This window comes from Anabaena sp. UHCC 0204 (genome assembly GCF_009711975.1).
GTDB lineage: Bacteria > Cyanobacteriota > Cyanobacteriia > Cyanobacteriales > Nostocaceae > Dolichospermum.
This window is the reverse complement of sequence record NZ_VIKW01000017.1, coordinates 40,881-56,545: the sequence shown is the minus strand read 5'-3', so window position 1 is coordinate 56,545 and position 15,665 is coordinate 40,881. Positions and strand designations below refer to the sequence as shown.

At 36.2% G+C, this 15,665-nt stretch carries 10 protein-coding genes; 4 read left to right on the top strand and 6 right to left on the bottom strand.

Going from position 1 to position 15,665, the window contains the following annotated elements; translation table 11 throughout:
• The first annotated feature begins 124 nt into the window (after window positions 1-124).
• Window positions 125-1,567 carry a phosphoglucomutase/phosphomannomutase family protein gene (locus FJR04_RS14920; protein ID WP_168496096.1) on the top strand — a complete coding sequence of 481 codons (1,443 nt, stop codon included), beginning with the start codon at window positions 125-127 and terminating at the stop codon, window positions 1,565-1,567.
• Window positions 1,568-1,610: 43 nt separating this feature from the next.
• On the opposite strand, the gene FJR04_RS14915 is transcribed toward FJR04_RS14920, so the two are convergent.
• Window positions 1,611-1,979, bottom strand: coding sequence for a type II toxin-antitoxin system VapC family toxin (locus FJR04_RS14915; protein ID WP_168496094.1), 369 nt, complete (start codon window positions 1,977-1,979; stop codon window positions 1,611-1,613).
• Window positions 1,976-2,197, bottom strand: coding sequence for a hypothetical protein (locus FJR04_RS14910; protein WP_168496092.1), 222 nt, complete (start codon window positions 2,195-2,197; stop codon window positions 1,976-1,978). Before FJR04_RS14910 ends, FJR04_RS14915 begins: the two co-directional genes overlap by 4 nt.
• Window positions 2,198-2,349: 152 nt before the next feature.
• Here FJR04_RS14910 and rdgB point away from each other — a divergent pair, with 152 nt between their 5' ends.
• A complete protein-coding gene (gene rdgB / locus FJR04_RS14905) occupies window positions 2,350-2,940 on the top strand; it encodes an RdgB/HAM1 family non-canonical purine NTP pyrophosphatase (protein ID WP_168496090.1) in 591 nt (196 codons plus the stop codon).
• Here the strand turns inward: rdgB and FJR04_RS14900 are convergent.
• Window positions 2,918-6,784: a PAS domain S-box protein gene (locus FJR04_RS14900; protein WP_168496088.1), complete on the bottom strand. Its 3,867-nt coding sequence runs from the start codon at window positions 6,782-6,784 to the stop codon at window positions 2,918-2,920. The genes rdgB and FJR04_RS14900 overlap by 23 nt on opposite strands.
• Before the next feature lie 407 nt (window positions 6,785-7,191).
• On the opposite strand from FJR04_RS14900, the gene FJR04_RS14895 reads away from it, so the two are divergent.
• Window positions 7,192-9,510: an ATP-binding protein gene (locus FJR04_RS14895; RefSeq protein WP_168496086.1), complete on the top strand. Its 2,319-nt coding sequence runs from the start codon at window positions 7,192-7,194 to the stop codon at window positions 9,508-9,510.
• Between the two features lie 14 nt (window positions 9,511-9,524).
• Window positions 9,525-10,739: a hybrid sensor histidine kinase/response regulator gene (locus FJR04_RS14890; RefSeq protein WP_168496084.1), complete on the top strand. Its 1,215-nt coding sequence runs from the start codon at window positions 9,525-9,527 to the stop codon at window positions 10,737-10,739.
• A 177-nt stretch (window positions 10,740-10,916) separates the two neighbouring features.
• Here FJR04_RS14890 and FJR04_RS14885 read toward each other — a convergent pair whose 3' ends face one another.
• The 3 genes from FJR04_RS14885 to recN all read right to left on the bottom strand — a co-directional run bounded on the left by FJR04_RS14885 (window position 10,917) and on the right by recN (window position 15,664).
• Complete coding sequence (locus FJR04_RS14885) at window positions 10,917-12,008, bottom strand: response regulator (RefSeq protein ID WP_168496082.1); 1,092 nt, start codon at window positions 12,006-12,008, stop codon at window positions 10,917-10,919.
• A 49-nt stretch (window positions 12,009-12,057) separates the two neighbouring features.
• Window positions 12,058-13,779 carry a bifunctional diguanylate cyclase/phosphodiesterase gene (locus FJR04_RS14880; RefSeq protein ID WP_168496080.1) on the bottom strand — a complete coding sequence of 574 codons (1,722 nt, stop codon included), beginning with the start codon at window positions 13,777-13,779 and terminating at the stop codon, window positions 12,058-12,060.
• 148 nt (window positions 13,780-13,927) lie between these two features.
• Complete coding sequence (gene recN, locus FJR04_RS14875; protein ID WP_168496203.1) at window positions 13,928-15,664, bottom strand: DNA repair protein RecN; 1,737 nt, start codon at window positions 15,662-15,664, stop codon at window positions 13,928-13,930.
• Window position 15,665 lies beyond the last annotated feature (1 nt).

Here is a 15,665-nt window from a genome sequence, read left to right as displayed (position 1 = left end):
CAATTGACAATTGACAATTGACAATTGACAACTGACAACTGACAACTGACAACTGACAACTGACAACTGACAAATCCCCTATGATAAATGCTAGAATTTTCAATTAGAAATTTAGGATATTTTTATGCCAGTTGTAACTAATCCAATCAAGTTTGGTACAGATGGCTGGCGGGGTCTCATAGGTGAGGAGTTTACCTTTGAACGCCTAGCCTTAGTCGCAACTGTAGCAGCCAAAGTTTTACATAATACTTACTTTTCTGAAGTGGGTAGCCGGACAATTATTGTCGGTTACGATCGCCGATTTATGGCGGAAGAGTTTGCCCGTGTTGTGGCTAATGCCGTCACCGCAGTTGGTTTTGATGTCTTGTTTAGCGACTGTTTTGCGCCAACTCCGGCTTTTAGTTGGGCAGCTAAAGAACGCCAAGCTTTAGGGGCGCTAGTTGTGACAGCCAGCCATAATCCTGGTACATATTTAGGATTAAAAGTTAAAAGTGCTTTTGGTGGTTCAGTTCCACAGGAAGTTACACAAGAGATAGAAGCCTTATTGTCAGAGAAAGTTGCACCAGCCGCAATACCAGGCGAGGAAAATACCTTTGATCCCTGGCCGAGTTATTGTCAAGCATTAGCAGCTAAAGTTGATATTGACAAAATTAAGAAAGCGATCGCTTCGGGACAATTAACATTATTTGTGGATGTTATGCACGGGGCGGCGGCTGGAGGAGTAGCACGACTATTAGGAGAACAAGTTAAGGAAATTAATAGCGATCGCGATCCTCTATTTGAAGGTGGTGCGCCTGAACCTTTACCAAAGTACCTTTCACGACTATTTACAGTCATGAAAACTCACCGGGAAACCAATAAAACAGGTTTAACAGTGGGTTTAGTATTTGATGGAGATTGCGATCGCATTGCCGCAGTAGATCAAGATGCTAATTTCCTCAGTTCCCAAATTTTAATTCCCATCTTAATTGACCATCTCACCCTGCGGCGCAACTTTCAGGGCGAAATTGTTAAAACTGTCAGCGGTTCGGACTTAATGCCCCGTGTAGCCGCACTACATAACCTTTCTATCCATGAAACACCTGTAGGTTATAAATATATTGCTGACCGAATGTTAGATACACAAGTATTGCTAGGTGGTGAAGAATCCGGTGGAATTGGTTATGGTAGCCATATTCCCGAACGTGATGCTTTATTATCGGCGTTGTATGTATTGGAAGCGGTGGTGGAATCAGGTTTGGATTTAGGTGAATATTATCGCTATTTACAACAACAAACTGGTTTTTCATCAAGCTATGATCGCATTGATTTACCTTTAGCAAATATGGAAGTCAGAGGGCGATTATTACAACAGTTGCAATCCCAACCTTTGACAGAAATTGCAGGTAAAAAAGTCATCGGTTGTCAAACAATTGATGGTTATAAATTCCGTCTGGCTGATCAAAGTTGGTTAATGATTAGATTTAGCGGAACTGAACCAGTTTTACGTCTTTATTGTGAAGCCGCAACCCTAGAAGAAGTTCACAAAACTCTAGCCTGGGCGAAAACTTGGGCAGAATCAAATTAAGCATTAATGGGTAATTGGTAAAACTATTACTTATTGCCCATTGCTAATGTAAATTTAACCCGACAATAAAGCGAAAATCTTTAACATTTAAAGTATATAAATCAATTTTATGAACTAATGCGGTTGAGGCAATTAAGGCATCAGGAATACTGAGTTTATGACTGAGTGAATAAGTTTCCATTAATTCAATGAATTGATTAGATACCGTAATATCAACAGGAAAAATATGAAGTAATTTCAAATGTTTTTTAATTTTCTTCAATTCCACATTATTAATAGCACCATAATATAATTCAGCTTGAGTAATTGTACTAATCGCTAATTGATTTAGTCCAATCAAACGAAGCTCAGAGATAATTTGAGAATTGTTTTTATAGAATTCTATGAGAATATTTGTGTCACATAAAATCATTTAACTTCTCTTATCCATGCTTCTTGACGAATTGACTCAGTAGAAATATTTCTATTTTCCCAGAGTCCTGCTAAAGAGAAAAAATCTTCCTCATCATCAGATATAATGGTCTTATCTTCTATTACTTCTACAGAGTTAACAAAATCCAAAGCAGAAATAATTGATAATAGCATCTGTGCTTTTTCTTTATCAGCGACCTTAATGATTAGTTGTTCCATGGTTGCGCTATCTTGAAACAATTCTATCTAAATTGTACAATTATTTTTGTTGTATTGACAGAAAACTATAAAATAAATTACAATTGGGACTACAAGTTAAAAAATATTATTTGCGTCAACCAGTTAATTTTACATCGTACATAATATAAATAATGAATAGAATACTCGTAGTAGCGACAGGAAACCCCGGTAAGTTACGGGAAATGCAAGCTTATTTAGCTGATTCTGGTTGGGAATTAACTTTAAAACCGGAAGATTTGGATGTGGAAGAAACAGGAGAAACTTTTGCAGAAAATGCTTGTTTAAAAGCTTCTGAAATTGCCAAAGTTACAGGGAATTGGGCGATCGCTGATGATTCTGGTTTAGCCGTAGATGCCCTCAATGGTGCGCCAGGAGTGTATTCTGCTCGTTATGGGAATAGTGATGCAGAAAGGATTGCTAGGTTATTAAGAGAATTAGGTGATCAGGAAAATCGCCAGGCTAAGTTTATGTGTGCGATCGCTGTTGCAAATCCCCAAGGAGAAATAGTCATTCAATCTGAGGGTATTTGTCAGGGTGAAATTTTATTCGCACCTGTTGGGGATGGTGGTTTTGGTTATGATCCAGTTTTTTATGTACCAGAAAAACAATTGACTTTTGCCCAAATGACAACAGATTTAAAAAAATCAATTAGTCATCGGGGAAATGCTTTAAAAGCTTTAGTTCCCCAATTAAGGAAAGTTATAAGGGCATTTTCACAGTAAAGGTTGTTCCCTTGCCTACTTCGCTATTGACAACGATTGAGCCATGATGTAAATCAATACATTTGGAAACAATTGATAACCCTAAGCCTGTACCAGCAATATTACCGACATTTTGAGCGCGGTGAAAAGATTCAAACAGTTGAGATATGTCTGCTTCGGGAATACCAATACCTTGATCATGAATACTGAAAATTACATTTGACTCTATAATATTCAAGTTGAAGTTGATTGTAGAAGTCTGGGGTGAGTATTTAATAGCATTAGAAAGCAAATTGATTAAAATTTGCCGGATTAGCTTTTTATCCATCTTCCCACTTACACCAGTTGGAGGATTACTAGAAAAAAGAATAGTGTGATTTGGGGCGCTCAATTGTATTTCTTCAGTTAGTTGCTGGCAAAAAGGAATTAAATCGAGAAGAGCCGGTTCAAAAGCTAATTTACCATGTTCTGCTTTATTAATTAATAAAATATCATCTAATAGTTGTGTTGTGTGTTTGACATAAGTTTGAATGCAATCTAAATGTTTTGTTTTTCGCGCTTCGTCGAGTTTGTGGCCAAAATCTTTCAAAATTCCGGCTGAAGAAGAAATTACAGCTAAAGGGGTGCGGAACTCATGGGAAGTCATAGATACAAAACGTGATTTGAGTTCACCGAGTTCTTTTTCTTTTTCCAATGCTTTCTGAATTTCCTGTTCGGCTCGCTTACGTTCGGTAATATCAGTTGATACTCCGAGAAGTTGATAGGCTTTACCGTCAGCAGCTATCAAAGGAGATTTGATAATTTGGAAATAGCGAGTTTCCCCAGTTGCACTGATGATCATTCTTTCAGGTATGGTATAAGGTTGTAATGTCGTCATTACTTGCTGATTGATTAATTTGAAGTATGCCACCTCATTTAAATTAGGATTAAAATCTGCGTCAGTTTTACCAATAAAATTTTCAACGGTTGTTCCATAAATATCTGCTAAAGCTTGATTAACTAAAACATATCGTCCTTCCCAATCTTTGACAAAAATAAGATTAGGATTAGTATCAATAACCTGACGGAGAAAATTTTGACTTTGCTCAAGGGCAACTGTGGTTTCTTTGCTATTTGTAATATCTTCAGCAATACCAACTACTCGATAAACTTCTCCAGTTTTATACTTGAGGGGGAAAGCTTGATCACGAATCCAACGCATTGAACCATCAGGTCGAATAATACGATATTCGACATCAAACCCTTGTTTTTTATTTTGCATAGCTGTCAGAAATTTTTGTCTATCATCAGCATATATAGCATCTATAAAAGATTTGGGATTTTCATAAAGACTTTTACAAGTCCGACCCCAAATTTCTTCGTAAGCAGGACTTATATAGAGCATTTGAGATTGTTCTAGATCAGTTATCCAGAAAACTTGTTGCAGATTTTCTGCCAGTTCACGGAACTTTTGTTCACTTTGTTGAAGATCAGATTGTGTTTGTTTGCGATTAGTAATATTATTACGAATAGCTAAATATTGCCAAGGCTGTCCATGAATATCTAAGAAAGGAATGATAGTTGTATCTACCCAATATTCAGTTCCATTTTTAGACCGATTTTTAAGTTCTCCCCGCCAAACTTCGCCTTTAGTAATAGTTGCCCAAAGGTGTTGAAAAAATTCTTGGGAGTGATAACCAGAACTAACTATTTTATGGGTGTTACCAATGAGTTCTGCTCTCGAATATTGGGAAATTTCACAGAATTTATCATTGGCATAAGTAATTTTGCCATCGGAGTCTGTAATAGCAACAATCGCAGATTGATCTAAAGCATATTTGAAGTCTGACAATTCCAAAAGTAATCTTTGGAGTTTTTTTTCTGCTTGTTTATTTTCAGTAGTATCTCGACAAACATAAATTAATTCACTATCTTTAGTTAAGGTTAGTGATATTTCTGCACTAAAAAGACTGCCATCACGTCGCTTTGCTGTTGCTTCTCCTTGCCAGTATCCTGCTTGACTTAAAATCGGAAAAACCTCGCATTCAAAACGGGCTATTTCTTCTGGAGTATAGATTTCTTGCCAAGGTTTACCGATTAATTCTGTGGCTGTATCATATCCAAACATTTCAGTATGGGCTTTGTTTAAATAGAGATATTTATCATCTTTAACAATGGCGATACCATCAATAGTAGATTCAATAGCTGTTAACTGTTTTTGTATTTTTTTTTCAATGTGTTTACGCTCTAGAATTTCTAGTAATAAATCCTGATTAATTTGCTGTAATTGGGCAGTACGTTCAGCTACACGGGTTTCTAATTCTTCATTGAGTTTTTGCAGATTTATTTCTGCTTGCTGACGTTCTAGTAGTTCTTTTTGTGTTTCTTGATAAAGTTGGGATTGTTGAATAGCGATCGCAATTTGGGCAGATAATTTTTCTAATAATTCAATTTCTAATGTGTCCCAATATCGGGGTTGGAAGGATTGATGAGCGCACAATAAACCCCAATGCTGACTATTATGGACAATCGGTACAATCAGACTGGCACGAATTTGTAATTGTTCTAGAGACTGAATATAGTTTTCGTTAAGATTGCAAGTATAAATATCATCAATCTTTAGAATTTGGTAATTAATATAGGGTTCTAAACAACGCTCTCCAAAACATGAATCTTCACTATTAGTATCTAGAAGAGATTTTATTCCTGGTAATAGGGACTCAGCAATAATTTTCCCTGATGATATTGTTTCAAACTGGTAAATTATGACTCGTTCTGTTTGTAGATATTCCTGAATTCCTGAAACAGTAGTGTGTAGAATCAACTCTAGATCAAGGGATTGCCGAATTTTTTGAGAGAGGGTAGCTAGAAGTTTACCTGAATTTACTTGTTGTCTTAATTCTGTAGTCCTTTCCTGAACTTGGATCTCTAGTTCTGTATTTTGCTTATGCAGAATCTCGACTTTTTCTGATTCTAATTGACAAACCTTATTCTGTAAAAAATTAATAGTTTCATACATCTCCACTGGATCAAGAGAATAAAGTATGCTGGTTTGGGTGACAATTCCTAGTAGTTTATTAGACTCGTCTACGACTACTAAACGTCTGATATGCCGCTGCTGCATCTGTTGATGAGCTTCCCACAATGACTGCTGAGGACGCATATAAAACAAAGGCGCACTCATCACAATATGAGCCTCTATTTCGATAATATTTAGTTCCAAAGCCTGCATTTGCACAATATCTCGTTCTGTGACAATGCCTATAGGTTGAGCTTGGGAATTTGATTCTGTAATTACTACACAACTAACAGAATACTTTGCCATTAATTGTGCTAATTCTAATACAGATATTGTTGGTGGTGCTTGGATGACTTCAGAAGTCATGACTTCACCAATAGTACGTATTTTTAGTAAATCAGCCGCTTGCAGTAATTGACGCACTGTTGTAGGTGTGATCAAACCTATAATATGATTCTGATCATCAACAACTGTTAAATGGCGAATTTTGTATTGACGAAACAAATTCAAAGCTACAAAAATATTAGTAAATTGTGATTTTTTAATAGTTATTGGATTTTTAATCATTACTTCTGCCAGACTGGTGTTGTCTAAATTCAAACCCAATGCTGTACATCTGACAATATCCCTTTCTGTAAAAATACCAATTAATTTTTCGTTTTCAACTATCAGAATACAACTGGCTTGTTCTGAATAATTTAACAAATTAACATCTGATTGTACCAATGCTAAGGTGATATGACAAGTTTCTCGAACTTGACTCATTAACCGCACGGCTTCAATTACTGGAGTGTCAGCAGAAAGTGTTAAAGGAGAATTGAGAATAGTTGACTCTATATCTGATACAGAAATTTTTTTTATAGACATAACTTGTCATTATTTCTAAATATTTGATCGGGGTTTTATTTAGGGATTATTTATTATGCAAATACTAATTTGCAATTTTTCTAATGGTTGCACTTTAGGTCATTTATGACCGGGAATTTTTTCATTAATGAAAGTAATAGAAATATTTACTACTTTTTGCCAGTTTATAAATCTTAAATTCAACGTTTTCTGGTGGGTATGTGTATATACAAATGCTATAGTAAAAAGCACAGATTTGGGTTTCTTTGTCAACCTACCATAGATACAAGTAGTTTTGCGTTAATAATTGCTTACTGTATCTAATTATAAGGGTAATCAAGTAAGTAGAGTATCAGTGTAAATACTAAAAAATGACTTATGGCTAGAGCTAGTAGCAGCACTGAGTTTCCCCCATACCGTGAGGTCTTATGAGTATTAAAAACAAAATTATTTATGGGTATGCAGTATCTCTAGGAATAGCACTAGGGGGAACTATCATTGGACTAACTGTAGGTAACTATTATCAACAGAAAGCTTTACAAGCCAGTCAAATAGCTTCAAAAGAGCGTAACCTGCTGAGTACATTGCAGGTTGATGTTTTGTACAATCGGCCAGCCAAACAACTTTCACCATATTTACAAAATCCCGAAGCCTTTAAACGCGAAAGTAGCAAATTAATTAATCGGGTGGAAAAAATCCGATTGCTGCTTCATAATCACAATAAATCAGGGAAACCAGTAACTCTAGAGGGGTTACAACCTTTACTAGAAAAGTATGAATTAACTGTTAGTAAATTTGCAGAAAAAGCACGAGAATTTACTCAAGAAATTCAGCCACTGACAACGACTCCAGAGGGAGCAGCACAAGCAGAAAAGCTAGTAGTTGCAATAGTCAAAAGTCCCGAATTTGTTCCTTTTATCGAATTTCCAGATCAGTTAAGAAGTTTTTATGAACAATCAGTAGAAAGACAAGGTGCAGCAGAATTAGCTCTTCTCAAAGCCGAACAATTACGCACCCAAATTATTATTATTGGGCTAGGACTATCAATTGCGATCGCTATTATTTTGGCATTCTACATCAGTCGAGCGATCGCCCGACCCATTCAATCTGTCACAAACATAGCTCAACAAGTCACCCGCGAATCAAATTTTGATCTGCAATTACCAACAGATATCAACGATGAAACCGGCATACTAGCTATATCTTTAAACCAACTGATTCAACGAGTTAAACAACTGCTACAAGAACAGCAAGAATATACCCAGCAATTAGAAGTAGCCAAGGAAGTAGCAGATACGGCAAATCAAGCTAAAAGCGAGTTTCTTGCCAACATGAGCCACGAATTACGTACACCTCTAAATGGCATTTTAGGCTATGCTCAAATCCTCACCCGCACAGCACTAAGTTCAGAACAACAACGGGGAGTTGGGGTAATTTATGAATGTGGCGCTCACTTACTTACCTTGATTAATGATGTCCTCGATCTTGCCAAAATTGAAGCTCGAAAAATGGCACTTTACCCCGCACCTTGTTATTTACCATCTTTATTACAAGGGGTAGTAGCAGTTGCACAGATCAAAGCCGAGCAAAAAAGTCTCGATTTTATTTACCAAACACCAGAAAATCTACCATCAGGAGTCATTGTTGATGAAAAGCGGGTTAGACAAATTTTACTCAATCTTTTAGGTAATGCCATCAAGTTTACAGATAGAGGAAAAATCATTTTTAGAGTTATTCTTAGTGAAAATATAACAGAATCATTTACATCATCTACAAATTCTGTATCTACCGTCAAACTCCACTTTCAAATTGAAGATACAGGTATTGGGATGAATTCAGATCAACTAGAAAAAATTTTTCTGCCCTTTGAACAAGTAGGAACATCAAAACGACAAGCAGAAGGAACTGGTTTAGGTTTAGCTATCAGTCAAAATTTTGTAGAAATGATGGGTAGTAGTCTGCAAGTTCGCAGTCAATTGGGAATTGGGAGTATATTTGAATTTGAACTCCAGTGTCCTTTAGCAGATGATTGGGCTAAAGCTAACACTATCACAAACCTGGGGCGAATTGTCGGATATTCTGGACAGCGTAAGCAAATTTTAGTAGTTGATGATCGCTGGGAAAATCGCTCTGTACTTATGAGTTTGCTTACTCCCTTGGGTTTTATCATTATAGAAGCAAAAAATGGGGAAGAAGCTTTAGAAAAGGCATTAGCAAATCCTCCTGATCTGATCATTTCTGATCTGAAAATGCCAATTATGGATGGGTGGGAAATGCTGATCCAATTACGTCAATTAGCCGAATTGCAAAACACCATTGTGATTATTTCCTCTGCTAGTGTATTGGATGCTGATCGTCAAGCCAGCTTGTCAGTCGGTGGACAAGATTTCTTACCTAAACCAGTACAAGCAGAAGAACTTTATCGTATATTAGCTCAATATCTCCATCTGGATTGGATGTATACAGAGTCAGAAACAATCAATGCTAAATCATCAGAGGACAATATAAATACAGAAATACTTGTTCCTCCAGCCTCTGATTTAAGTACATTATTAGAATATGCCATGCAAGGACAAATTAAAGCAATGCAGCAAGAGCTAGAAGTGCTAGTTCAAAAAAGTGAAAAATACCGCCACTTTGTAGATAAAATTGCTCTAATGCTGCGTGGTTATAAAATTGTTAAAGTTCGTGAGTTTCTGCAAGAAGCCATAAATGAACAATCAACAGAAACAATAGTATCCAATTAAAGAATGAGTTAAAGATGTTGGAAAATTTACCTGAGTGCGCCACGATTTTAATAGTTGATGACAATCCCACCAATTTAGAAATTCTTGATCATGCTTTAAGTGCCAGAGGTTACAACGTTCGCATTGAAGTAGAGGGTTTAAATGTCATCAAGCAAGTCCATCTCAGTATTCCTGATTTAATCCTTCTAGATATTATGTTGCCTGATATTAGTGGCTTTGAAGTTTGTCAGCAATTGAAAGCCGATCCTCTCACTCAGTCAATTCCAATAATTTTTATGACGGCTTTAATAGATACTGTTGATAAAGTCAGAGGTTTAAATTTAGGTGCTGTAGACTATATCACCAAGCCATTTCAAGAAGAAGAACTATTTGCTCGTATAAGAACACATTTGCAATTAAGCCAGTTGAGCAAAGCTTTGGAAATTCAGAACCAACAACTTATGGAACTGACTGAGAAATTGGAAAATAGAGTTGCTGAACGGACAGCAGAATTAAAAGCATCTCTAGAAAAAGAAAAGGAATTAAACCAATTAAAATCACGCTTTATTACCATGGCATCCCATGAGTTTCGTACACCGTTAGCTATTATTTCCTCATCATCAGGGATTTTGCAAAATTTTAGCGATCGCCTCACCCCAGAAAGAAAACAGGAACATCTACAAACAATCCAAAACACTATCACGCATATAACCCAAATCCTTGATGATGTATTGATGATTAATCGTACTGAAGCTGAGATCATAGAATTAAATTTAGAAGCATTAGATATCATCGCTTTCTGTGATCATCTCAAAGAGGAAATAGAAGCTAAAAGTACCCAACATAAAATTAATTTCTCGGTAGATTTAGGCGCAGAAATTATTGACAATTCTCTAATTATTCAAGGCGACAAAAAACTGTTACGGCAAATTCTTACCAATCTACTTACTAATGCTATTAAGTATTCTCCTGATTCTTATTTAGTTAATTTGAGTTTGACTCAAGAAAATAATCAACTGATATTTAAAATTAGTGACAATGGCATCGGCATTCCTGAAGCAGATCAAGTTAATTTATTTGCATCTTTTCACAGAGGCTCAAATGTTGGTAATATTTCGGGAACAGGCTTAGGATTATCCATAGTTAAAAAATGTGTGGATTTGCACAAAGGTAAAATTAGTTTAGATAGCCAATTAGGAAAAGTAACAACATTTACAGTTAGTATTCCTTTTCAAAACATCCCTTTATAAATTAGATAAGTAGGTGAACAGAAAAATTTAAAGGTATGTGAAGAGCCGTAAAATCGCCCAAAACTCTCTTCTTCCTGTTCCTCCGCAGTCGCTCCACTTGGGGAGACCCCAAGACCGCGCCGCTCTCTGTTCCCTTGTCTTGTCATAACGACAATTTTTAACGCCAACCTACTTAATTTACTGGAGAAGAACAATCCTAATAATTGTTTGTTTCCCATATATACTTTCAATTGAAAATTCTCCTCCGTGGAGTTCCACCAACCTTTTAGCAATTAATAGTCCTAAACCAGAACCCCGTTGTTCATAAATTTTACGCCCAAATTGGACATAGGCCCCAACATTAGCAATTTCCTCGTGAGTCATACCTCTACCGTAATCAATTATATACAAATGAAAGGTATTTTCAATGCTATGACCAATGATTTTTATGGGTGTATTTGGCTGGGAAAATTTAAAAGCATTATCAATTATTTCTTCAGCAATTTTACTCAATTTGGCTGGAGAAATTTTGACCATTGCATCAGATATTTCTATACTTAAATCTGCTAATCTATTGGACTCTTGGGCAATTTTTACAGCTACATTTTCAATATCTGATTTGACAAAACTTTTGACTCCATTATTGCGAATTGCTGCAATTTTTGCAGGATCAGATGATATTAATTCCATATCTGCATACATCAGGAAATTAAGAGTCAGCTTATGTATTCTTAAACCTGCTTGATGAATTAAATTTAGCATTTCTAAATTTTCCTCATTAGCAAGCATTCCCTGCTCTTGAATCAATAAATTTGATAATCCGATAATGTGATTGAGAGGAGTATTAATTTCATGGGGAAGTGAGTGACTTATAGCACTGCTTAAATCATTTAATTTTTGTTGAATTTGTTGGTCAGCTATAGATTTTTTATCAAGTCTAGCAGTAATTGCTTGTAGTAATTCATGAGGTTGAAAAGGCTTAGTTAGGTAATCATCAGCACCAAGTTCCATGCCTCGGCGTACATCTGACCACTCTGATTTAGCAGTTAAGAAAATTAAAGGCATTGTTGCTGTAGAACTATTCTGACGCAATTGAGTTAATACACCATAACCATCTAATTCAGGCATCATTAAATCACAAATAATCAAATCAGGATGTTTATTTTTAGCTAATTCCAAACCCTGTAACCCATTTTCAGCAACGAGTGTATCAAAGTCTGATAGGTGCAATATTTCTCGGATATTATTTCTAATTTGAGTTTCATCTTCAATAATTAAAATAGTTTTCATGTTATTTTCCTTGTTTCCTTGATTGATAGATAAATGGGGTTCTGATGTTTTAATGATTGGCTAGTAAAAATGTCTTCAAGTCTTCTATTGTTAAAGGACGACTGATAAAATATCCTTGAATCATAGAACAATGATTTTGTTTGAGCCAATTTAACTCTTCATTTGTTTCTACTCCTTCGGCAATAATATTGATCTTCAAACTATCTGCCAACTGAATTATACTTTTAACAATTGATTGCTTATTTTCCAACTTGTCAATATTGCTAATGAAATAACGATCTATTTTCAAGTGGCTAAAAGATAATTCTTGTAAATATTTAAAAGATGAATATCCTGTACCAAAATCATCAATTGATAATTTAATGCCATAATTCCTCAACTCTTCTATTTGGCTTTTTACTACTTCAATATCTTGAATAAATACAGTTTCAGTCAGTTCTAACTCTAATAGTTCTGGATTGAAATTTGCTTCAATAATGATATCATGAATACGTTGAAGAAAATTTTCTTGTCTAAACTGATAAGCTGATATATTAACAGCCACATTTAAATTACCAAAGCCTTCTAATTGTAATTTTTTTACTTGTGAACAAGCTGTTTTTACAACCCATTCTCCCAAAGGAATAATAAAGCCTGATTCTTCAGCCATAGGAATAAATTCTGCGGGAGAAATCATTCCATATTCTGGATGTTGCCAACGAATTAATGCTTCTATACCGACAACCTTTTTTGTCTGAATATTCATTTGAGGTTGATAATAAAGCTGAAATTCATTCCTTTCCAGCGCCTGCCAAAAGTCAGTTTCTAAAATTACTTTTCTAAAAACAATATCTAGTATTTCTTGATTGTAGAAATAATAGTAAGTTTTATTTTCTTGTTTATAATGCTCTAGAGTAACTTCTGCATGAGTCAATAGTTCTCCTAATTGCAGCGCATCATTGGGATAACAAGCAATACCAATTTTAGCTTGAATAGAGATTTCCTGATTATTGATAATTAATGGTTGTGATAAATTTTCTAAAATTTGTAAAGCAATATTAGCAGCGATTTTACTGTCTTGAACTGGCTTTAATAGCAATGCTAGTTGGTCGGTTTTTAAGTAAGCAATTAAGTCAATAATCTGATCTTGGGAATTTAACTGATTTAATCGTTCCCCTACAGTTTTAATTAACAAGTTCTTCAAACTTGGTTCAAAGAATAATTTAGTCCGGTAGAGAATTTCTATATCAATCAATAATAGGGGTAAAAATTGACTTTGATTGTAGACTTGAAGACGAGTTTGATTGAAATACTCTTCTAAGAAAAATTGATTGGGTAAACCAGTCAAGCTATCATGACGAGTCAGATAATTGATCTGATCTTCCATCTGTTTAATCTGTCCACTGTAGCGTTGAGCAACTATTTGGCGTTTTTCTAGTTGAACCGAAATTACCCGAATGAGTTCATTGGGTTCAAACGGCTTGGTTAAATAGTCATTTGCACCCAGTTCCATTGCTTGACGCAAATCACGATGTTCTGCTTTAGCAGTAAGAAAAACCAAGGGAATGTCCGCAGTCAATGGCTGTTGACGCAATGCTTTAATCACTCCATATCCATCTAATCGTGGCATCATCAAATCGCAAATAATGATATCTGGTTGATGGCGTTCAGCCATTTGTAACCCTTCCAATCCATCTTCTGCGGTGATTGTGGCAAACCCCTGAAGGTCGAGAATTTCCTGAATGTTTTCTCGTATTTGAGGCTCATCTTCAATGATCAAAATTGTATTCATATAAATAGGTGTGTGTTAAAAATTGTCGTTGGGGCAAGGGAACAGGGAACAGGGATTTAAACTAAGGATAAAAAGGTGTATGGCTAGTTTAATCTTAATGCTTTTGTTGTATTATTTGCAACAGGAAAGGTAATCAACCTGTATTAACTTATTGTGGTTGTGTAGTTTCTCGATGATTAGCAGCTTGTAATAATAAAGATTCGGCAAAAGCGATCGCTTCATTTGCAGATTTCCCACCGGCTAACTGTGCCAATTCCTCTCGACGGGTAGTTAAATTATCTAAACTTGTCACCCTGACAACTGTCCGCTGTTCATCATGACTATTTCTAGGTTTATTAATCACTAATTTATCAACTCGAAAATGACGATCTGCCATAGCTGCAACTAGAGGCTGATGGGTTACACATAATACTTGATGTCCTTGACTGAGTTGGTGCAATTTTTCCGCGATCGCTTGGGCAACTCGACCAGAAACACCCACATCAATTTCATCAAATACCATTGTTCCTACTTCATTCCCTTGATTAAAACAAGCTTTTAATGCTAGTAAAAATCGGCTCATTTCCCCACCAGAAGCAATTTCTGTTAATGGTTGAATAGGTTCTCCGGGGTTAGGACTAAACATAAAAGTAATTTTATCTGCACCTGTAGCTGTGGGAGCAATTGGCATAATTTCCACTTGAAATTTCACCTTATCCATGGCTAAAGGCTTGAGTTGGGCTAATAAACGAGATTCTAAATGAGCCGCAGTTTGCCGACGTAATTGGGTTAATTTTTGACTAACTTGCAGGAGTTCTTGTAAATATAATTGTTCTTGTTGTTCTAAAGTTTCTATAGCTTGTTCACTATCATTTAATGCAGCTAATTCACCTTGAATAACTTCATAATAGGCGATCGCTTCCGTCAGAGTTGGGCCATATTTACGACAAATTTGTTTTAATTCCCGTATCCGTTCATCCACTTCTTCCAACCGTTGAGGATCAGCTTCCAAAGCTTCTCCATAAGCATTAATTTGTCTACCCACTTCCATGACTGCGGCGATCGCATCCCGCACCAATTCTAATAAAGATTGTAGTTGAGAATCATACTCCACCATGTGAGTTAATGTCATCTCACCATCTGCCAATAAATCAGCAGCAGTCCGACTTTCCTGCTCATCTTGATACAAAGCCTGATAAACTTTGTAACTCATTTGTTGTAAATCAACAACATGATTGAGGCGTTCCCGTTCTTGATTTAATTGTTCCAGTTCTTGGGGATCATCAAGATTTGCTGCACCCAATTCTTGCACTTGATAGGTGAGTAAATCCAATTGTTGCAGTCGTTCCCGTTCCGATATCCGGCGTTTTTCTAGTGCTTGCCGGGCTTGTTGGTACACACCATAAGCAGCAGCCACATTTTGCCGTTTTTGCCAAGCAGAATCACCACCATACAAATCTAACCAATCTCGAACTTGGGCTGATTGTCCCACCTGTACAGTTTGCCCTTGTGCCGTAATTTCTACTAAACTGTCCCGCAATCCTCCCATTAACTGACGATTTACCAGCACCCCATTCACCCGTGATCTACTGCGGATATTACTGGTAGTAGTAGTAATTTCTCGACTAATTATCACCACATTATCATCAGTTAAATCAATTTCCTGCTCACTTAACCAAGCGGCTAGAGGTGGAGTGACGCTAAAAGTCGCTTCTACGATCGCTCTATTTGTGCCAGTCCGAATCACCCGACTAGAAACTTTACCACCCAAAACCGCATCAATCGCATCCAAAATAATTGACTTTCCTGCGCCGGTTTCCCCCGTCAACACATTCAAACCAGATCCAAAATCCAATTCCAGATGATCAATCAAGGCGAAATTTTCAATTCTCAAGCACAGCAACATT